The organism is Ancylothrix sp. D3o (genome assembly GCF_025370775.1).
Classification (GTDB): domain Bacteria; phylum Cyanobacteriota; class Cyanobacteriia; order Cyanobacteriales; family Oscillatoriaceae; genus Ancylothrix.
In genome coordinates, this window is sequence record NZ_JAMXEX010000005.1 from 116,428 (window position 1) to 136,278 (window position 19,851).

16 protein-coding genes are annotated in these 19,851 nt (G+C 43.2%); 6 read left to right on the plus strand and 10 right to left on the minus strand.

Annotated elements, in window-relative coordinates:
• Window positions 1–160: 160 nt before the first annotated feature.
• From NG798_RS11745 to NG798_RS11770, 6 genes are all read right to left on the minus strand, one after another.
• Complete coding sequence (locus tag NG798_RS11745; RefSeq protein ID WP_261222747.1) at window positions 161–3,376, minus strand: efflux RND transporter permease subunit; 3,216 nt, start codon at window positions 3,374–3,376, stop codon at window positions 161–163.
• A gap of 122 nt (window positions 3,377–3,498) precedes the next feature.
• Complete coding sequence (locus NG798_RS11750; protein WP_261222749.1) at window positions 3,499–5,148, minus strand: efflux RND transporter periplasmic adaptor subunit; 1,650 nt, start codon at window positions 5,146–5,148, stop codon at window positions 3,499–3,501.
• 192 nt (window positions 5,149–5,340) lie between these two features.
• On the minus strand, window positions 5,341–5,910 hold the full coding sequence (locus NG798_RS11755; protein WP_261222751.1) for a PadR family transcriptional regulator: 570 nt from the start codon (window positions 5,908–5,910) through the stop codon (window positions 5,341–5,343).
• A 190-nt stretch (window positions 5,911–6,100) separates the two neighbouring features.
• Window positions 6,101–6,430: a contact-dependent growth inhibition system immunity protein gene (locus NG798_RS11760; protein WP_261222753.1), complete on the minus strand. Its 330-nt coding sequence runs from the start codon at window positions 6,428–6,430 to the stop codon at window positions 6,101–6,103.
• Window positions 6,427–6,831 (minus strand): RNase A-like domain-containing protein, encoded by a 405-nt coding sequence (locus NG798_RS11765; RefSeq protein WP_261222754.1) that lies wholly within the window; start codon window positions 6,829–6,831, stop codon window positions 6,427–6,429. Before NG798_RS11765 ends, NG798_RS11760 begins: the two co-directional genes overlap by 4 nt.
• A 52-nt stretch (window positions 6,832–6,883) precedes the next feature.
• Window positions 6,884–7,588 carry a Crp/Fnr family transcriptional regulator gene (locus NG798_RS11770; RefSeq protein ID WP_261222756.1) on the minus strand — a complete coding sequence of 235 codons (705 nt, stop codon included), beginning with the start codon at window positions 7,586–7,588 and terminating at the stop codon, window positions 6,884–6,886.
• A 122-nt stretch (window positions 7,589–7,710) separates the two neighbouring features.
• On the opposite strand from NG798_RS11770, the gene hcp reads away from it, so the two are divergent.
• From hcp to sppA, 6 genes are all read left to right on the plus strand, one after another.
• Window positions 7,711–9,351: a hydroxylamine reductase gene (hcp, locus tag NG798_RS11775; protein WP_261223249.1), complete on the plus strand. Its 1,641-nt coding sequence runs from the start codon at window positions 7,711–7,713 to the stop codon at window positions 9,349–9,351.
• A gap of 109 nt (window positions 9,352–9,460) precedes the next feature.
• Window positions 9,461–9,904, plus strand: a complete 444-nt coding sequence (locus NG798_RS11780; RefSeq protein WP_261222758.1) for an Rrf2 family transcriptional regulator — start codon at window positions 9,461–9,463, stop codon at window positions 9,902–9,904.
• Between the two features lie 33 nt (window positions 9,905–9,937).
• The gene (cbiB, locus tag NG798_RS11785) at window positions 9,938–10,957 is read left to right on the plus strand and encodes an adenosylcobinamide-phosphate synthase CbiB (protein WP_261222760.1); all 1,020 of its coding nucleotides are present in this window, start codon (window positions 9,938–9,940) and stop codon (window positions 10,955–10,957) included.
• Window positions 10,958–11,139: 182 nt separating this feature from the next.
• Window positions 11,140–11,679 carry a bifunctional pyr operon transcriptional regulator/uracil phosphoribosyltransferase PyrR gene (gene pyrR, locus NG798_RS11790; protein WP_261222762.1) on the plus strand — a complete coding sequence of 180 codons (540 nt, stop codon included), beginning with the start codon at window positions 11,140–11,142 and terminating at the stop codon, window positions 11,677–11,679.
• A gap of 88 nt (window positions 11,680–11,767) precedes the next feature.
• A complete protein-coding gene (gene fni, locus NG798_RS11795; protein ID WP_261222763.1) occupies window positions 11,768–12,811 on the plus strand; it encodes a type 2 isopentenyl-diphosphate Delta-isomerase in 1,044 nt (347 codons plus the stop codon).
• Window positions 12,812–12,976: 165 nt separating this feature from the next.
• Window positions 12,977–14,785, plus strand: coding sequence for a signal peptide peptidase SppA (gene sppA / locus NG798_RS11800; RefSeq protein ID WP_261222764.1), 1,809 nt, complete (start codon window positions 12,977–12,979; stop codon window positions 14,783–14,785).
• Window positions 14,786–14,927: 142 nt separating this feature from the next.
• Here the strand turns inward: sppA and NG798_RS11805 are convergent, their stop codons facing one another.
• From NG798_RS11805 to NG798_RS11820, 4 genes are all read right to left on the minus strand, one after another.
• The gene (locus NG798_RS11805; RefSeq protein ID WP_261222765.1) at window positions 14,928–15,569 is read right to left on the minus strand and encodes a metalloregulator ArsR/SmtB family transcription factor; all 642 of its coding nucleotides are present in this window, start codon (window positions 15,567–15,569) and stop codon (window positions 14,928–14,930) included.
• Window positions 15,570–15,718: 149 nt separating this feature from the next.
• Complete coding sequence (locus tag NG798_RS11810; RefSeq protein WP_261222766.1) at window positions 15,719–16,456, minus strand: GDYXXLXY domain-containing protein; 738 nt, start codon at window positions 16,454–16,456, stop codon at window positions 15,719–15,721.
• 35 nt (window positions 16,457–16,491) lie between these two features.
• Window positions 16,492–17,955: a DUF2157 domain-containing protein gene (locus NG798_RS11815; RefSeq protein WP_261222767.1), complete on the minus strand. Its 1,464-nt coding sequence runs from the start codon at window positions 17,953–17,955 to the stop codon at window positions 16,492–16,494.
• Window positions 17,956–18,301: 346 nt separating this feature from the next.
• Complete coding sequence (locus NG798_RS11820) at window positions 18,302–19,618, minus strand: sorbosone dehydrogenase family protein (protein ID WP_261222768.1); 1,317 nt, start codon at window positions 19,616–19,618, stop codon at window positions 18,302–18,304.
• Window positions 19,619–19,851 lie beyond the last annotated feature (233 nt).

Consider the following 19,851-nt stretch of genomic DNA (forward strand, 5'->3'; position numbering starts at 1 on the left):
AGAGGTCTTTTCACATATTGTTACATAGTTTATTTGCGAAGGCTGATTGTATTTCCTATGGAAATTCCTATGGATTGGTTAAGTTGGACAAAACTCTGGTTATCGGTGGGCCTGGGGGGTACTATGTGAGGTTTTGAGGATATACCCGCGCTCATCGCAACTACATCCGGTTTGGGGGGGTGAGGTTTTTTACTGCTTCTTCTCCTGAAGGGTTTTCAATTTTTTTGCCGTTCAAGGAACCGTCACTTGAGGAATTTTGCGGCGGTTTTTGTTTTTTCATTCTTTCTCGTAAGGAGACAATTACAACATACAAAACCGGCACCACAAATAAGCTTAAAAATGTCGAAACTACCATTCCTCCAGCAATTGCATTTCCTAATGAACGCCGGCTCGCTGCACCGGCCCCTTCAGGATTTATTAACGGTGCTATACCTAAAACAAAGGCAAGAGATGTCATCAAAATTGGTCTTAAGCGTTCCTGTGATGCTTCCACTGCTGCTTTTGTAATCGATAACCCTTCCTGTCTTAATTGATTGGCAAATTCTACAATTAAAATCGCATTTTTGCTAGATAAACCAATCAACATCACTAACCCAATTTGGCAATAAACATCATTTGATAAACCTCTTGCCATCTGTGCCAACAACGCCCCAAAAATTGCCAGAGGAACTGATAACAAAATAATCAACGGATCAACATAATTTTCATACTGCGCCGCCAACACTAAAAACACAAACACTAACCCCATGCCAAAAATAATCGGCGCTTGTCCTCCTGATTCTATTTCTTCTAAAGATGTACCAGACCATTCATAGCCAAAACCCGGTGCTAATACTTGTTTAGCGACTTTTTCCATTGCTTGCAGTGCTTGTCCTGAACTGGTGCCAGGGGCCGGTGCTCCATTGATTTCTATGGAGCGAAACAAGTTATAGTGCGTAATAGTTTGGGCGCCAACTGTTGAGGTAACTTTTACCAAACTACTCAGCGGTATCATTTGTTGATTTTGAGCGCGAACAAACAATTTTCCAATGTCTTCGGGATTTGAACGAAACTGCTGGTCTGCTTGTACATAGACTCGATAATTTCGATCCTGCAAGGTAAAGTCATTTACATATTGACTCCCCAAGGATGTTTGCAAGGTGCTGAAAATATCATTAATTGACACTTGCAATGCTTTGGCTTTATTGCGGTCAACTTCTACTAATAACTGGGGAGTATTGGCGGCAAATGTGCTGAATACTGCTTGCAGTCCGGGGGTTTGATTGGCTTGTTTTAATATGCCTCCCATTGCTTGTAATAATGCTCCTAAATCGCTGCCGCCGCGCCGGTCTTGTAGTTGAAATTGAAAGCCTCCAAATTGTCCTAAGCCTTGAATTGCTGGCGGGTTAACCGGCATCACTCTTGCCTCGGTAATAGCCCCAAATTTAGCGCGTAACTTCCCTAAAATTGCTTGAATTGATTGCTCTTCGTTTTGGCGTTCTTTCCAAGGTTTTAAGGTTGTAAAAATAATCCCACTATTTGCAGTGCTACCACTAAAACCAAATCCTCCTACCGTAAAGGTTCCCAACACTTCGGGGAGTTCGAGAATTTCTTTTTCGACTCTATCCATTACTTGTTGGGTGTATTGCAAGGAAACGCCTTGTGGGCCTTGAATAATGGTCAGAAAATAGCCTTGATCTTCTTCTGGAATAAACGCGGTTGGTACGGTGACATAAAGCCAGGCTGTTAATCCTAAAGAAACAATAAATAAGCCGACAACAAATAACTTAATTTTGGTGAGAAAAATCAGCACTTCGCGGTATTTCCGGCGTGTCCAATCTAACCCATTATTAAATTTCTCAAACAACCAACCAACCGGCCCTGAATAAGTTTTTCTGCGGCGTAACATCAGCGCCGAAAGGGATGGAGTGAGGGTAATTGCCATAAAGGTAGAAATGGCAACGGAAAAGGCAATTGTTAAGGCAAATTGTTTATAAAGTGCGCCAGTGGTGCCGGGGAAAAATGCCACCGGCACAAACACTGCCATTAATACTAAAGATGTCGCAATAACAGCGCTGAAAAGTTCGCGCATTGCTTCGGATGCTGCTTCGCGCGGGTTCATTCCTTGATGAATTAGCCGGTCAATATTTTCGACGACAATAATTGCATCATCCACGACTAAGCCGGTGGCTAAGGTTAAGCCAAACAACGATAAGCTATTAATTGAAAAGTCAAAAGCCTTAATAAAAGCAAAAGTACCAATCAAAGAAATGGGAATTGCAATGGTGGGAATAAAGGTGGTGCGCCAATCTTGCAAAAATACAAAAATCACAATCACCACAAGCAAAATTGCTTCAAACAAAGTTTTCACAACTTCTGCTAAAGATGCTTCCACAAAAGCAGTCGTATCTAATGCAAGTTGATATTTCAATCCAGGGGGAAATCTTGTCGCTAGATTTGCCATTTCGGCTTTGACTGCTTTGGCAACATCTAAGGCGTTACTTCCGGGTAATTGATAAATTCCTAACCCTACTGCATCATTGCCACGAAATCGTAAAAACGAGTTATAATTTTCTGCTCCAAGTTCGGCACGTCCGACATCTTTTAATTTAACTAAGGTGCCATCTTCGTCGGTTTTTAAAACTAATTCTTCAAATTGTTTGGCATCAGTTAACCGGCTCACTGCTCGCAAGTCAAGCTGATACATTTGCCCTTTTGGTGCCGGTTCTGTGCCAATTCTACCGGCCCCAACTTGGATATTTTGCTCACTTAATGCTCTGCTAATATCTTGGGGTGTTAAACCTCTTGCAGCGAGCCGGTTTGGATCTAACCAAACTCGCATTGCATACCGGCGTTCCCCAAAAATTCGCACATCGCCTACACCTTTAACTCGCTTTACTGCATCAGCTAAATAAAGGTCAGCGTAATTACTTAAAAAGATATTGTCATATTCGTTATTTTCGCTAAATATGCCAATTGCTAATAAAATACTCGTGGATTGTTTTGTAACTCGAACTCCTGTTCTTTGGACGGCTTCAGGTAATTGCGGTTGAGCAACAGAAACACGATTTTGAATATCAACAGCGGCAATATCTTTGTTTCTCGAAGCGTCAAAAGTGGCGGTAATTGTGCTTGTGCCATCATTACTGCTACTTGATGTTAAATATTTTAATCCTTCTATGCCGTTGATTTGCCTTTCTAATATGTTTGTGACGGCATTTTCGACAACTTCGGCGCTTGCTCCTGTGTAGTTGGCTGTTACGCTAATTTGGGTGGGGCTAATGTCAGGAAAACGAGCTATCGGCAAGACTGTAATACTAATCGCACCGACGATTACTATTAGCAGGGCGCAAACAGTAGCAAAAACGGGTCTTTTGATAAAAAAATCTGCAAACATTAGTTTTTTTGGTGATTTTTATACTGTTATAAGGGTATTGCTCTGAGGTTTTTTTAACCGCAGATAAACGCGGATGAATGCAGATGGGATATGGGTTTGTTGCTGGGTAATGGGTTTTTTGGTTAGGGGTTTTGTTGGGGGCTAGGTGTTGGGGTTTCGGGCATTATTGGGGCTTTGTCTGTTAGGTTTAAAAGGCCAGAGGTGATGATTTTTTCTCCGGGTTTTATGCCGTCTAACACTTGGTAGTTGTTGCCTTGAATGCTGCCGAGTTTAACCGGCTTTTGACGAGCAATAAGTTGGTTTTTATCATTTGTTTCTGCTACAAAAACAAAGGTTTCTCCCCCCAGTCTGGAAATGGCATTTACAGGTACTACAATTCCGGGCCGGTTTGCCCAAATAATTCTGGTTTGAATAAATTGTTGATTCAGCAAATTACCGTTATAGTTGCCAAAGTTTGCCTTAACTAAAATTGATTGCGAATTGGCGTTTACTTCTGGAGAAATAAAGCTGATGATGCCGGTGGCGCTCGGTTGACCTTGGCTATCTAACATTTGCACCGGCAGCCCTTCGCGCAGTTGTTTACCTCGCTCAAGTGGGACGGCAATTCGTAATTCTAAAGCGCTATTTTGAGTCAGGCTGGTGATTTTATCGCCTTTTCTCGCATAATCTCCGACTTTGACGGGAAGATCGCCGATTTTTCCTTCAAAGGGTGCAACAACGGCGGCTTTTGCCAGCGCGGCTTCTATATTTCTCACTTGGGCTACGGCTTGGGCAACTTGCGCTTCAGCTTGCTCGATTTGTTCGGGACGGGTGCCGTTTTGAATTAAATTTAAGGCTTGTTGTTGTTGTTCAAGGGCTGCTTGGAGGCGCTCAATTTCCGAACCTCGGCTTTTGTTGAGTTCTTCTAGTCGTTTTTGGGCTTGGTTGAGTCTGGCTTCTGCGCTGCGATTTTCTTTGACGTATTGATCGAGGGTGTCTTGGGAAATCACCCCTTCTCCCGCCAATTCTTGATACCGGCTGACGCGCTGGCTCGCTAACTCGGCATCGGCTTTTGCTGATTCTAGTTGCGCTTCGGCTTGAGCGATCTCTGCGGGACGGGCTCCTGTGGTGGCGTCTTGCAGGCTGGCTTCGGCTTGGGCTACGGCGGCTTGGGCTCTGGCAATTTCTTCGGGCCGGCTGCCGGCTTGCAGTTCTCTGAGGCGCGCTTCGGCGGCAGCAACATTAGCTTTTGAGGATCGCAGTTGTGCTTCTAAGTCGTTGCTTTGGAGGCGAGCAATGACGGTGCCTTGTTCTACTCTATCGCCGGCTTTGACATAGATTTGCTGAATGTTGCCGTCGAGTTCGGCTCGCAGGTCTACGGCTTCTGTGGCTTCGAGGGTGCCGGGGTATTCGCTGCTGTCTTCGAGGTTGGTGGTTTGGGCTTCTTGCAGTTTGACGGGGATGGCTCGCGGCATACCGGCAGCGGCTGGCGGTTTGGCTGCGCTTTGGCTACGCTGCCACCAAAACCACCCTCCACCGCCACCGGCGGCTAACAGCAAGGCGGCGATCAGCGCTATCCACCAGTTTTTTTTCGGTGCCGGTTCTGGGTATTGTTCCTCATCATTGGCGGCAAGCTCACGATCCTGTAGGGCCAATTGCTCTGTAGTTTGCTCCAATGACACCGTAGGCACGGGGGTACTACCCCTACTATCCCTGATTTCTGGGTTTGCATTTTCTGCCATTTCAGCGGTGGTTTTATCTTCAGGAGGTAGATACTTTTTTATTTGTGTCATTTTGATGTTTCGGGTGTGTTTTTTAGTTGCGTGTTTAACTTTTATCGGTTTATTTTTCTCTTTTTTAGTTCTTAATTGATGGTTGTTTTATCTATCTGAGGGACTATCTATTAGGAAGATTTTTTGACTGTTGTGCGGAAGTCGGAGTTTTGGCCGGTTTTTCATCTTTGGATCTTAACTTTTAGCCAAAATTTATCGGGCAACTGTTTGTAGTAAATTTTTCGCTACATCAGACGCCGGCACGAAAGAGCGCTCTTTTGCCAGTTGCTCTTTTACCCATTCAATTTCAATCTTCATCTCTTTATAACATCTATTCATGGCTTCTATTTGATAGACTCCCACAGGAGGAAATTCTTCTTCTTGTTCCTGTAAATATTGTTCGCGCAACCGGCATTCTATGAGCCGGTGTTCTAATAAGTTGATGCGCTCTTCTGGTTCTAAGTCATTAAAAAAGAAAAATTTTATATAAAACCGTGAACGGCTATTTACCCAGCTTTCTTGGGGGTGAGTTTGCATGAGTTTACGCCACGCATTTCGTCCTTGTTCGGTTATTTGATACATTTTGCGGCTGGGGCCGGCTTGGGATGCTTCCTCGCCTCCTGCTTCAATTTCGCCGCGTTCTTCGAGGCGTTTCAGCAGGGGGTAGATCGCGCCGTAGTTGACGCTGATGCAGCTTCCCATAAAGACTTCTAGCTGTTTTTTTAGCCGGTAGCCGTGCAGCGGTTGACGTTGCAATAAACCCAAGGCGGATAGTTCAAGCATCTATATCAATCTGTCATAGCTGGAGGTATAAAACCAATCCTACAGGTTTTGCAAAAAATTTCAAGCAATCTTAACAATTCATTAAAATTACTTTCCGGTTGAGTTCGTTTTTTCGATTAGCTCAGGCTGGATTAATTTTTAAACTTGATTTTTTCTCTAGCTTTTCTTTCATAAAAGCCACTTTTTTTTATCAAACAATACAGTTAGGGAGAGATTTTTGACTTGTTTGTTTAAGAAAAGTTTGAATCCAGCACAGCCAATCTTGATAGGATATTCCATCAAAAGTAGGATCGTAGTTGCAGTGAAAGTCAAATAAGAGAATATTTTTCAATTCGTCTTCAGAGAATTTCATCTCAAGTAGTTGATTTATCTCTGTAATAGTTTGCTGTACAGAGATAAATGGTTCATCCTGTAGGTAGTTACGGATAACTCCCTCAGCATTTGGGGCTTCAAGATCCCAGTCTTGATGAAAATATGCGCCAAAAAAATGAGCCAGAGTGGGTAATTGTTCTCTAATCATGGTTGGGGATATGCTGTTAGAATGTAGTATCCCAATGGTAACGTAGAATCTCGCCTAAGTATGACTTCCACTTGGTAGACAAAAATGAGACCACTTGAACCGCGAATTTGACTAACTCCTACCGGAAAAGTAGCAATATATGGTAGAAGTTGCAGCTTTGTTTTGCTGCTACTCAACCAAGATAAAATTAATGGCTGGTTGGCATTGATAGCCTCTGATATTGCTTGTTCTGCTGTGCTACGGTCTCTAAAAGATGAAGCAATCAAAAGGCGAGGGTTAGTTGCCAACCGGCTCGCTAGTTCAGCCTCGGTTTTTCCAACGTGCTTTGCTAAAGTATGGCCTCCCGCTGCTTCGTGTGCGGTTAGTCCTCCGCCTGGGACTAGGTTGCTAAAGTTATTCACTGCTTATTTTTTGCATAATAGCTCCATCGCTTCCTATCATATTAAACCTCTATCAATTTTTAAATTTAATCTTACCCTGCGCTAAATCAGTTAACCGGCCCCGATTTAATAACTGAATTTTTGAGCCATTAATTTCAATTATTCCCTCCTGAGCCAACTTAGCAAAAACCCGTGACAAAGTTTCAGGAATTGTGCCTAAAAAAGCAGCAAGCTGAGTTTTTGTAATATCTAACTCAACCAAATCAGAATTATCCGCAGCCTCGCTTAAATAAAGCAAATAAGCCGCCAAACGCGCCGGCACTTCTTTTAAGGATAAATCTTCAATTAACATGGCAAAACGGCGCAAATGACGGGCAAATACTGCAATAATTTGAATAGCTAGGGTGGGTGTCTCTTCGAGCAATTTCAGGAAAGAAGATCGAGAAAAAAATAACACTTCGGCGGTGTCGAGTGCGGCGGCGGAAGCGGGGAAAGGTTGACCATCAAAGGCCGGTACTTCTGCAAAATGCTCGCCCATTCCAAAAATTTGTAAAATTTGCTCTTTGCCATCAGGCGAACTTTTAAAAACCTTCACTCTCCCAGAAACAACGATAAAAAAACCAACATTAGTATCACCTTCCCAAAAAAGCGTTTCCCCTTTGCGGTAACTTTGCACCTTAGCAATACTTGCCAGCGCTTCAAGTTGGTTGGTAGGTAAACCGCGAAACAGGGAATTTTGGGCCAAAATTAAAGTAATTTCAGGGGTTTTTGGATTCATTGTTAAAACACGCAAACAAACTTAACAAAAAAAATGAGTGAAAATTTGATTTAAGTCAAGGCGACGACAGGGGGGCCGGTCATACAGTGAGGGTAACAAGAAAAAAAGAGGAAATTGACATGATGTTTTGTAGCCAATGTGAGCAAACTGCCAAAGAAGACGCCTGCTTAGTATCAGGTGCCTGCGGAAAAAGCCCCGAAGTTGATGCACTCCAAGATTTACTCACATATACTTTACGCGGTTTAGGACAAGTGGCGCTGGCGGCTCGCCGGTATGGCATTATTAACCCAGAAGCCGATGCCTTCACAGCAGAAGCGCTTTTTTCTACCCTAACAAACGTCAATTTTGATGCTCAAAGATTTGTTGAATATATTTATCGATCCCTCGAATTAAGGGAAACTTTAAAAACCCAACTTTTGACCATTGTACCAGCAATTACATTTCCAGAAAAAGCAGCAAATTTTATTCCGGCAACCACATTAGAAGCCCTAAGACAACAAGGCAGAGATGTCGAGTTAGAATTTATCTCAAGTTCTGGGCAAAATATCGATATTTTCTCTCTTAAACTTACTGTAATTTACGGCCTCAAAGGTATTTCTGCGTACGCTTACCACGCCAAAGTTTTAGGCCAAGAAAGCACGGAAGTATATACATTTTTCTATGAGGCTTTAACTCAGCTTGAGCGCAATGATTTAACATTGCAAGATTGGGTAGCTTTGGCGTTAAAAGTTGGCGAAGTTAATTATAAAGCCATGCAGCTTTTGGATGCCGGAAACACAGAAACCTACGGTCATCCTGTCCCCACACCAGTGCCATTAAATGCCAGAAAAGGCAAAGCCATTTTAGTTTCAGGTCACGATCTCAAAGACTTAGAAGAATTGCTGAAACAAACCACCGGCAAAGGCATTGATATCTACACACATGGTGAAATGTTGCCGGCACATGGCTATCCAAAATTAAAAGAAAAATATCCCCATCTGTACGGACATTATGGCAACGCTTGGCAAAATCAGACAACAGAATTTGCTGCTTTTCCCGGTGCCATTGTAATGACAACTAACTGCTTAATGCCACCCCGTGAAACTTATAAAAACCGAGTCTTTACCTTGGGGCCGGTGGGGTGGCCAGACATGGCACATTTAGAAAATAACGACTTCACCCCAGCCATAAATAAAGCTTTAGAAATGCCTGGGTTTACAGCAGATGAAACACCGCGTCAAGTATTAACCGGCTTTGCACGCAATGCTGTTTTAGGAGTCGCCCCAGAAGTCATCAAAGCAGTTAAAGAAGGAGACATTCGCCACTTCTTTTTAATCGGTGGTTGCGATGGTGCAAAACCAACCCGCAACTACTACACAGAATTAGCTGAAAAAGTGCCAGAAGATTGCGTTATTTTAACTTTAGGTTGTGGTAAATTCCGCTTTTTTGATAAAGACTTGGGCGACATTCATGGTATCCCCCGCTTGTTGGATGTAGGACAATGTAATGATGCCTATTCTGCGGTGCAAATTGCCCTTGCTTTGGCGAATGCTTTTGAAGTTGGCGTAAATGATTTACCATTGTCGATGATTCTTTCTTGGTATGAACAAAAAGCTGTTTCTGTGTTGCTGACGCTGCTTTATTTAGGAATTCAAAATATCCGCTTAGGCCCAACTTTGCCGGCGTTTATTACTCCAAATGTCTTTAAGTTACTCTCAGAAAATTATGGCCTTAAAGCAATCACAACTCCTGATGCTGACTTAGCCGCTTGTTTAGCTCATTAATACGCAGTTATTTTTAAAAAAACACAGAGGATATACAGAAACAAGTCCTCTGTGTTTCTCTTTTTTGAAAATTAAGATATGCTAGAGGCGTTGTGTTTTTACACCGGCCATGAAACTCACCACTCGCGGACATTACAGCGTTAAAGCTTTGCTTGATCTGACGATGCAAAAAAATAAAGGCCCCGTCTCTGTTCGCGCCATTGCCAAAAGGCAAGAAATACCGGCACCTTATTTAGAAAAACTGTTAATTGAAATGCGGCGGGCCGGTTTGGTAGAATCAGTACGCGGTTCCCAAGGTGGCTATCAGCTTGCCAAAAGGCCAAAGCATATTTCGTTAGGGCAAATTCTCGAAGCAGTTGGCGAAACCATTGAACCCCTACCCCGCCTTTCTGCTGATAGTGAACAGGCAGAAGATTGGGTGACATTTACGGTTTGGAACAGGTTACACCAAAAAATTAAAGAAGCACTTTATAGCATTTCTTTAGAAGATTTATATTTTGATGCTCGCAGTTGGCAAGCTTCCCAAGGAGAGGAAGCCAGTTTTGTGATATAAACTCTATTAAATATCAAACTAATTTTAAGAAACGTGAGCCAAATATTACTGCATAATCTCTCTCTTTTACCCCTAGCAGCCACTCTTGATTATGTGATAGGAGATCCTTGGGGATGGCCTCACCCTGTGCGCGTTATGGGTTGGTTTATCACACACTACACACAGCTTATTTTTAAATTACCTATTTCTGAGAAAAATCGATTTTTTTCTGCATTCCGCCGGCTTGCTGGGATAATTTTAGGAATTAGTTTAATTTTCGGTTCTGGTTTTTTTGGTTGGGCGTTAATTTTCCTCAGCAACCGGCTTTCTCCTTGGTTAGGATTTTTGATTGAAATTATCCTTTTAGCTAGTTGTTTTGCTGGTCGGAGTTTGCGAAATGCTGCTGAAGATGTTTTACAACCACTTGCTGCTAAAGATATCATAACCGCCCGCCAAAAATTAAGTAATTATGTAGGAAGAGATACAGACAATTTATCGGAAAACGAAATTTTAAGGGCTGTCTTAGAAACCGTTACAGAAAATGCCGTTGATGGCGTTCTTGCACCGCTATTTTATGCGATTATTGGCAGCTTTTTATTTGGGGCCGGTGGGATAGCTTTTGCCCTTGCTTATAAAGCCGCCAGCACCCTTGATTCAATGGTGGGTTACAAAACAGAACCCTACAAAGATATTGGCTGGTTTAGTGCCAAATTTGAAGATATTATCACCTGGTTTCCTTGCCGGTTGGCTGTTTGTACTCTCGGTTTAATTTCGGGAAAACTTTTCTATGTTTTGCAACTTTGTCAACGCGATGCTATTAAAGATCCAAGCCCTAATTCTGGCTGGAGTGAATGCACCTATGCCGCCATTTTAGGCGTGCAAGTTGGGGGGATTAATTATTACAAAGGCGAAATTAAAGAAAAACCGCTTTTAGGTGAGCCGGTTTCCCCGATCACTCCAGCAAAAATTCAGCAAGCTTTACAACTGACTCGAAATTGTTTTTTGCTGTGGTTATGTTTTAGCATGATTATCCACTTTTTGGCTGCCTACGATAATTTATTTAAAATAACGTAGGGGCCGGTTTCATAAAAAAGAATTGCATAATACCCTAGAGATCATTGATAAACCCGCCCCTACAAAGGCAACCGGCATCAACAGCCCCCAAACACCGATAAAATACTGAAATAATAAAAAAGCCCTGTCAACAAACAACAAATTACGGCATACTAAATAAATATCAAATCAGTTCTTTAATTATGTCGCCAGAAATTGTAGAAATCTTAACAGAAGAAGAATTCCGCCGCACCCTCACGCGCATGGCATCGCAGATCATCGAAAAAGTTAGAGACCTCTCAAAACTCGTCCTACTTGGCATTTACACACGCGGTGTCCCCCTCGCACACCTGCTGGCACACCAAATACAAACCCTCGAACAAATAGAAGTCTCCGTCGGCGCTTTGGATATCACATTTTACCGTGATGATCTCGACCAAATAGGTATGAGAACACCGGCAAAAAGCGAGATCCCCTTTGACTTGGCCGGCAAAACCGTAGTATTAGTTGATGATGTCATATACAAAGGTCGAACTGTCCGCGCTGCCCTCAACGCCGTCCACGAATACGGAAGACCCGAAGCCATTTATTTAGCCGTCCTGGTTGATCGTGGACACCGAGAATTACCCATTCACCCAGACTTCACCGGCAAAAAACTTCCCACCGCCAAAGAAGAACAAGTCAAAGTTTTTTTACAAGAACTAGATGGACGCGACGCTGTACAATTAATTCGGGCTAATTAGTCATTTGTCATTAGTCATTTGTCATTGGTAAAACAACAAAAGACAAAGGGCTTTTGACAAATGATAAAGGACTTTTGACAAAGGACAAATGACAAATATCATTCCCCCAGAAACCCAAAACCGCAAAGCAGAACACCTGCGAATTTGCATCGAAGAAAACGTACAATTTCAAGACATCACCACCGGCCTTGAAAAGTACCGTTTTACTCACACTTGCTTACCCGAAATTAACCGCAGCGAAATTCACATTAGCACTCAATTTTTTAACAAAAAACTCAACGCACCCCTGCTCATTTCTTCAATGACCGGCGGTACCGACTACGCCAAAACTATTAACTACAGACTCGCCGAAGTCGCCCAACATTATAAAATTGCAATGGGTGTAGGTTCCCAGCGCGTCGCCGTCGAAAACCCCGATGTGGAAAATACCTTTGATGTCCGAAAAGTTGCCCCCGATATATTGCTTTTTGCTAACCTTGGCGCAGTGCAACTTAATTACACTTATGGTATCGAAGAATGCCGCCGGGTAGTTGATAGCCTCCAAGCAGATGCCTTAATTTTGCATATTAATCCCCTTCAAGAATGCGTCCAAACCAACGGCGACACAAATTTTCGGGGATTGCTTGACAAAATCAGCAAAATATGCAGTGTGCTTGAGGTGCCGGTGATCGCCAAAGAAGTCGGAAACGGCATCTCCCCCGCAATGGCCCAAAAACTGATAGAAGCAGGAGTTAGCGCCATCGACGTTGCCGGTGCCGGGGGAACATCCTGGGCCAAAGTTGAAGGGGAACGGGCCAAAGATAGCAAACAACAGCGCCTCGGACAAACCTTTACCGACTGGGGAATTCCCACCGCCGAATGTATAACCGGCATCCGAACACATCACCCAAATATCCCTCTGATAGCCTCTGGCGGCCTTAAAAACGGCTTAGACGTCGCCAAATGTATAGCATTAGGTGCAGACTTGGCCGGTTTGGCATGGGCCTTTTTGCAAGCCGCCGCCGAATCACCGGAAGCCTTACACAGTCTGACAGAGATACTTTTTGCAGAAATTACAACAGTATTATTTTGCACCGGCACTCTCAATCTTGAAGAGTTTAAACACGCAAATGCTCTACAGCGAGTAGGATAGAAGGTAATGGGTAATGGTGTATGGGTGAGGAGTTATTTTTGCGTCGTTTTGGGAATATTTAACCGCAGATAAACGCAGATGAACGCAGATTATTGATTGGAAAGGATAAATAGTTACCTTACCAATTATCGGTTTTTGATTACTAATCACATAGAATGGAAACTCATGCGAGATTTTCTTAAATATACTTTTGCTAGTTTACTTGGCAACCTTCTGGGATTGGTGTTAATTTCTAGTTTTGGAATTGGCGGCTTAATTTTTCTCGCTATCAGCGCCGCTAACCGCGAAGAACCAGGCCCAAGAGTTGAAAATAAATCGATTTTAGTGTTTGATTTATCGCTGAATATTACTGATAGCCGGCCCAACTCCAGCACCGGCGAAGCCCTTCAGGAAGCACTCTCTGATGAAAACAGCGACTCCCTGACATTGCGAAGCGTTTTAGACAGCATAGATCGTGCCACCAAAGACAACCGAATTACCGGCATATTTTTACAAGGAACCACCACCGGCAACGCCAATGGTTTAGCCACATTGCGAGAAGTCAGAGAAGCCTTAGAACGGTTTAGAAATAGCGGTAAACCGATCTATGCTTATGATGAAGACTGGTCAGAAGGAGAATATTATCTTGCCTCCGTTGCCAACACAATTTACGTCAACCCCCTTGGCGCTTTAGAAATCAATGGATTTAGCACCCAAACCACATTTTTTGCCGGTGCCTTAGAAAAATTTGGTGTTGGTGTACAAGTCGTGCGCGTCGGCAAATATAAATCAGCCGTCGAACCCTTTGAACGCACCCAAATGAGTCCAGAAAACAGACAACAAACCCAAAAACTTTTAAACGATCTTTGGGGAGAATATCGCGCCACCGTCGGCAAATCTCGGCAACTCACGCCGCAACAAGTCCAGCAAATTGCAGATAGCCAAGGCGTCTTTATGCCAAAAGATGCCCAAAAGCGCAAACTTGTTGATAAAGTCGCCTACTTTGATGAAGTTACCAGCGAACTTAAAAAAATCAGCGGCAAAGAAGACGACGACCAAAATTTCCGCCAAATTCCCATCACTACCTACGCCAAAGTTGGTGAAAATCAACGAATTTCTGCCGGCAGTTCTAACCGCATCGCCGTAATTTATGCGGAAGGCGAAATCGTTGATGGGCAAGGCACTGGGCGCTCTGTGGGCGGCGACAGGCTCTCCAAACAATTGCGCCGGTTACGATTAGATAAAAATATCAAAGCCGTTGTCTTGCGCGTCAACAGCCCAGGGGGAAGCGCCACCGCATCAGAAGTCATTCTCCGAGAAGTAAAACTCACCCGCAAAGTTAAGCCGGTTGTCGTTTCAATGGGAAATCTTGCCGCCTCTGGCGGATATTGGATCTCCACCGATGCTAACCAAATTTTTGCCGAACCCAATACAATTACCGGCAGTATTGGTGTTTTTGGATTATTGCCTAATATTCAAAAAATTGCCAATAATAACGGCATTAATTGGGATGTGGTAAAAACGGGCCGGTATGCAGACGCTCAAAGCAGCATTCGTCCCAAAACCGAACAAGAACTTGCCCTTTATCGCAAAGTCGTTCAAGAAATTTATGAGCAATTTCTCACCAAAGTAGCCGAATCTCGAAACCTCTCCAAACAAAGCGTCGCTCAAATTGCCCAAGGTCGAGTTTGGTCAGGTTTAGAAGCCAAAAAAATCGGTTTAGTTGATCAAATTGGCGGCATCCAAGATGCCATCGCCGAAGCCGCAAAAATTGCTAAATTGGAAAAATGGGAAATTGACGAATATCCCAAAACCCGAAGTTTAGAAGAGCGAATTCTTGAAAAATTCATCGGAGTAAAAACAACTCCCCCAAACCCTCCAGACATGATTACTGCCGAGTGGCAAAAATTCCAAAAAGAGTTAGAAATTATCAGCAATTTAAACGATCCTAAAGGCATTTATGCCCGTTTACCGTTTAATTTTCGCGTTGAATAAACGTAGAGGCTTCCCCCCTCTAGCGCAGGCGTCCCCAGTGGCGCAGGCGTCTCGCCTGCGATTATTGTGCCAAAAGCAGGCGGGACGCCTGCACCACTGGTGATTGCTGTGATTGCTGCGATTGCCCGCCCCACACTAATAACTAATGACCACTAACTCGATACGCACACCGGCGATCACCCTGCATAATATGTTCCACTCGTTCCACAGAAACCGCCGGCCCCAACAAAGTTTTAAAAACCTCCAACTCAGACCGGCATAACAAATTACAATTTTTGGCCGCAGAAGAAATCGGACAATGATTTTCTACCAAAAGCACACTACGATCCGACAATTCAATCATCTCCGCCATATAGCCTTCTTGATTGCGAAACTGCGCCAACAAAGCCACTTTTTCCCGCCAATTTCCACTTTTTCCTAACGTTTCTAACCGCAAAGAATAATTTTGAATTTGCCTTAAAGTTCTTTCAGCCAGCAACTTTTCCAACCCCGACTCACCAAAAAGTACCTCCACACCTCGCAACAAATCCACCATCAAATCGCCATGAGAATCGGGGAAAAAATGCCGGCATTCCTCCGTTAATTGCCATAACTTCACCGGCCGGCCTTGCGGACGCCTCTCCTCCTCATAAGTCACCCAATGCTCAGCCTGTAACACCTGTAAATGTTGACGTACAGCCATAGGTGTCACCTGTAAATGTTCCGCCAGCGCCGTCGCTGTTTGGGCTCCTTGCATTTTCAATAGGCGTAAAATTTGACTTTTTGCTTTTTGCTTATCGTCCATAGTTTTTTTTAAAATTAACCAACTTTCTTTAAACATAGCTTGCCCGAAAAACTTTTAAAAGTATCATTTATAACGACTGGTGATTAAGGATAGGCAAGAAATGAGGTTTAAAAAAAGCCGGCTTCTTCAAAAAACCGGCCTCTACTCCCCTAAAATCGATAATTTCGATCCTTCACCCACAAACTCACCGGCACCGCATGACCGTTTTTATCCACCTTCACCTCCACAACAAAAGGCTGTTTCTGCCGGTTTTGTCCGCCTTGACTTGTGGCTTGATTAATATCATCATTAATCTGCTCACGTTGGTCTTCAGGCATATAATAACTCTCTAACCCATACTCTGTTTGCCATCCCAGATGTTTACCCCGAATTGCAATTTGATTTGCCGGCAAATTTTGCGGCAATTTCTCACTCACCCGCACCGGCTTCCAAGCAAGCGGTAAACCCGACGTTTTTTGCGTTTTTGGTTGTTCCAAAATTACATAAAAAACCGTCCCCGTAGTCACATATTTCTCTGGCTTGCAAGTATTTTTGGCCGGCGGTTTAGGGGCCGGTGGACAAGTGATCATCGTCCCCGGTAAATCATACCAACCAGGCAAAACTTTCAAAGTATTTTGTTGAGAAATATCATAACTAAGCGTTTGATAATACCCCCGCAACAAATCATAAGGATCAACCGGCATCGTTTGCAAAACCACCGTTTTTCCCGTCATAAACGTATAAGCAGACTGCGCCGGCACCGCCGCAATCAAAATCGTTTGCAACACCAAAGGAACCCATAAGCGCCAACTTTTTAAAGCTTCCCTTGGAGCTTCCCAACTAATGGCCGGTTCAGCTATCGGCTTTTCTTCAACTAAATTTTGAGGATTTTCCACATTTTCAGTCATTGACTTTTCTCCTTTTTCAAAAAAAACATTCGTTCTTAAACTTTCCCTTTCTGTTCAGAAGGCATCAAGTGATGCGAATAACGCTCAAACCACAAACCGGCAACAATCACCCCAACCCCACACAAAAAGAACACAAAAGCCTTAAACAACAAACCAGTATCATATTCCAACATTCGGCTGAGAATTTGTAAACTCAAAACCCCCAAACCACCCCAAAAACTGCGTCGATTGCCAATAGCCAAACCTTCTCGAATCAAGCCGGTACCAAGCAAAAACAACAAAACATTATAAAGAAAAATCGCCAAAATTCCAATCGGAAAAACATTAAAATGCCACACCGGCACCAAAGTTGCAATCGCAATCAAACAAGCCACCACATTTGTTGTTAAATCCACCACTTGACGTTTAGGAGATTTGCGTTGCCGGCGGCTTAAATGTAACCATTCATAAATTGTTAAACCTGCCAATAAAACCACCGAAACAAAAGGAGTCCAGCCCAAAACTGACTCAGCACTATTATTAATGCCATCCGTCGTATAATTCCACCATTTAAACGAACCAAAATAAAACAAAACAGCCAAGAAAAACAACGCCAAATTACGGGCAAGTGGTTGAAACAAACGACTGTGAATATTCGGCCACATCACATCATCATACCCCCACAACAGAGCCGGTGGAAGCGCACAAACCGAGACAATAAAAATCCATTCCGGTATATTTATCGAAGCACTAGCCAAAATCGTAATAATCAGCGAATTAACAACCCCAATAGCAGCCAAGAAAAAAATAGCCCGTGAGCGACACCAATAAGCCAAAGGAACAAACGCCAAGCCAGCAAAAATTGGCATATAATCCAGCAAGAGTTTTAAATAGCTAAACTCTTCTTTTGAACTCCAATCACCCACACCCAAAAGATAGCCAAAACCAATTAAAAGAATCGATAAAACCCCCAAAGAAGTTAAGCGCAAACTATAAGCCATTGCCAAAACACCCAACCCCCAAACCAGGTATAAGCCATAAGGAGAGCCGGTGATATGGAACATTTGCGCCATCAGCCCCATATTTGCGCCTAAAATAATCGCCCCTAACAGCAACAAACCGTGACCCAATCTTTGTTTCCAACCGCTTCTTGTCGGGTATATTTTGCCGTTTTTTACCCCATCTTTTCCACCCAAAAACTCAGAAGATTTTGCAGGAGTGCGCCATAAATAAAAACCGGCAGCATTCACCCCAATAAATAAACTTAACAACAAAACTACCCGAAATTCCCGTGACCACGCCTGCCAATTTGCCGCCACAAACGTAATCACCGCCAAACCAACCAAAACCCCACCCAAGCCAATAAAAATCGCAATAAAACGATTTTGCGCCGAAGTTTCCAAAGCATCAAACTGATAGCGTTGAGATAATTGACGAAACAAATCTTCATCAATCACACCCTCAGCCTTCCATAACTTCGCCTCATGGCGTAGCTGGTGGCGAAACTTGTCTGAAGCCATATTATTACCCTCAACGTTTCTGCAAACACAGCAATTTCATTTCATTTATAACCTCTCACATAATTTGTTGCCAGAGCAAAAACCTATGACACCCTGTCGGTTGTCACATAAACTTAATATTCCCCCTTTTAAAATTCCCATCAAAACAGTAGACAACCCACCGACTGCCACAATCAACCAAACTAAACCTAATTATAAATAAGTAACCTATCTGTGGGGCCGGCATCACCGCTGCTTTACAGAGAGGTTAAAAAAATCAAACCTCTTCCCCAAATCCCAAAAAAACCTACTATAAATCATATATTTTATAATTCACCTCCTAAACCATTAAACCAGAAAAAACCCATTACTTCCCTTCATATTGCACCCGATAAATCCGGTTATTTCCCTCATCCGTAAAAAGCAAACTTCCATCAGGTAAAACCAACAAACCTACAGGCCGGCCCCAAGTTTTCGGCCCCTGCGGGTCTACCAAAAACCCAGTTACAAAATCCTCATAAAAACCCAAAGGTCGGCCTTGATTATTAAACGGAATAAACACAATTTTATACCCCGTGCCGGTGTTGCGATTCCAACTGCCACGAAACGCCACAAAAGCACCATTTTTGTACTTTTCAGGAAACGTTTTTCCATCATAAAACTGTAAACCCAAAGCCGCCGAATGAGCTTGAAACAAAACATCAGGAGTTTTAGTTTTTGCCACTAAATCAGGACGCTCACTTTTACCATCACGCATCCGTCGGGGGTCAAGATTTTTAGGAGACAAATAAGCATAAGGCCAGCCATAAAACTCACCCTGTTGAATTCGGGTAAAATAATCAGGAACCAAATCATCCCCCAAACCATCCCGCTCATTTACACTCGTATAAAGTTCCCCAGTTTTTGGGTGAAAATCCAACCCCACAGGATTCCGTAAACCAGAAGCAAAAACTTGATTTCCCCCCCCATCCAAACTCATCACCGAAACCGCCGCACGCGGTGGCAATTCTTCCTCAACATTACTTTCCGAACCAACCGAAACATAAAGCTTCTTACCATCAGGAGAAACCACCACATTTCGCGTCCAGTGTTGATTATAACCCCGTCCCGGTAAATCAGCAATTTTTTCTCCCTTTCCTGTTATTTTATCCTCACCGGCCTTATAAGGAAACCTCCGCACCTCCCCCGTATTGCCAACAAAAAAATATCCCCCAGCAAAAGCCATCCCCAAAGGTAAATCTAAATTATTTTCTCTCGAAGCAAACACCTCCCTAAAATCCGCCACCCCATCACCATTTGTATCTCGCAACAACCGAATTTGATTATCCGGAGTTTCCGTCACCAAAACATCCCCCGTCGGCGTTAAACCTAACCACCGAGGTTTATTCAAATTTTCCGCAAAAACATTAACCGTAAACCCCTGTGGAACCTGTAAAACAGCATTAGCAGGCACCGGCACAACCTGCGGAGATTTAGAAGCACTATTTGTCGCAAAAGGTTGAGGCAAACTCTCCAAACTCACCTCAATCCTTTCAGGCGAAAAAGGCTGAACTTTAACAAACTGATTAGCCGCCATCACCGTTGCAGTTGACTTATCTTCAACTTGATTTTGCTCAACGTTATTGTTACAACCAAAACCCCCTAATAGAACCAAAAAACTCAACCAAAAAAATATTATCCTCATAACTCCTCCTAAAAAACTTGCCAAGCCAAAAAAACCACTTTTCCCGAAAAAGCAGACAAACCATCTGCGTTCATCTGCGTTCATCTGCGGTTAAAAAACTCTTTTCCCATCTTAAAGACCAAAAAGCCCAAAAAAATCCTTTATAAATTGAATTACCAAGCCCTGGGCCTTCCCCCGCACAGCCGGCAGCAACAAAAAAAAGCTTATATTACCCATCATAACCCATAGCCCTT

Coding starts and splice junctions, on each gene's coding strand:
- NG798_RS11750 (WP_261222749.1), bottom strand. CDS start 5,148: ATGACACAAATAAAAAAGTATCTACCTCCTGAAGATAAAACCACCGCT.
- NG798_RS11815 (WP_261222767.1), bottom strand. CDS start 17,955: ATGGCTTCAGACAAGTTTCGCCACCAGCTACGCCATGAGGCGAAGTTA.
- NG798_RS11770 (WP_261222756.1), bottom strand. CDS start 7,588: ATGAATCCAAAAACCCCTGAAATTACTTTAATTTTGGCCCAAAATTCC.
- sppA (WP_261222764.1), top strand. CDS start 12,977: ATGCGAGATTTTCTTAAATATACTTTTGCTAGTTTACTTGGCAACCTT.
- NG798_RS11755 (WP_261222751.1), bottom strand. CDS start 5,910: ATGCTTGAACTATCCGCCTTGGGTTTATTGCAACGTCAACCGCTGCAC.
- NG798_RS11805 (WP_261222765.1), bottom strand. CDS start 15,569: ATGGACGATAAGCAAAAAGCAAAAAGTCAAATTTTACGCCTATTGAAA.
- NG798_RS11745 (WP_261222747.1), bottom strand. CDS start 3,376: ATGTTTGCAGATTTTTTTATCAAAAGACCCGTTTTTGCTACTGTTTGC.
- NG798_RS11760 (WP_261222753.1), bottom strand. CDS start 6,430: ATGATTAGAGAACAATTACCCACTCTGGCTCATTTTTTTGGCGCATAT.
- NG798_RS11780 (WP_261222758.1), top strand. CDS start 9,461: ATGAAACTCACCACTCGCGGACATTACAGCGTTAAAGCTTTGCTTGAT.
- NG798_RS11820 (WP_261222768.1), bottom strand. CDS start 19,618: ATGAGGATAATATTTTTTTGGTTGAGTTTTTTGGTTCTATTAGGGGGT.
- hcp (WP_261223249.1), top strand. CDS start 7,711: ATGTTTTGTAGCCAATGTGAGCAAACTGCCAAAGAAGACGCCTGCTTA.
- fni (WP_261222763.1), top strand. CDS start 11,768: ATGACAAATATCATTCCCCCAGAAACCCAAAACCGCAAAGCAGAACAC.
- NG798_RS11810 (WP_261222766.1), bottom strand. CDS start 16,456: ATGACTGAAAATGTGGAAAATCCTCAAAATTTAGTTGAAGAAAAGCCG.
- pyrR (WP_261222762.1), top strand. CDS start 11,140: ATGTCGCCAGAAATTGTAGAAATCTTAACAGAAGAAGAATTCCGCCGC.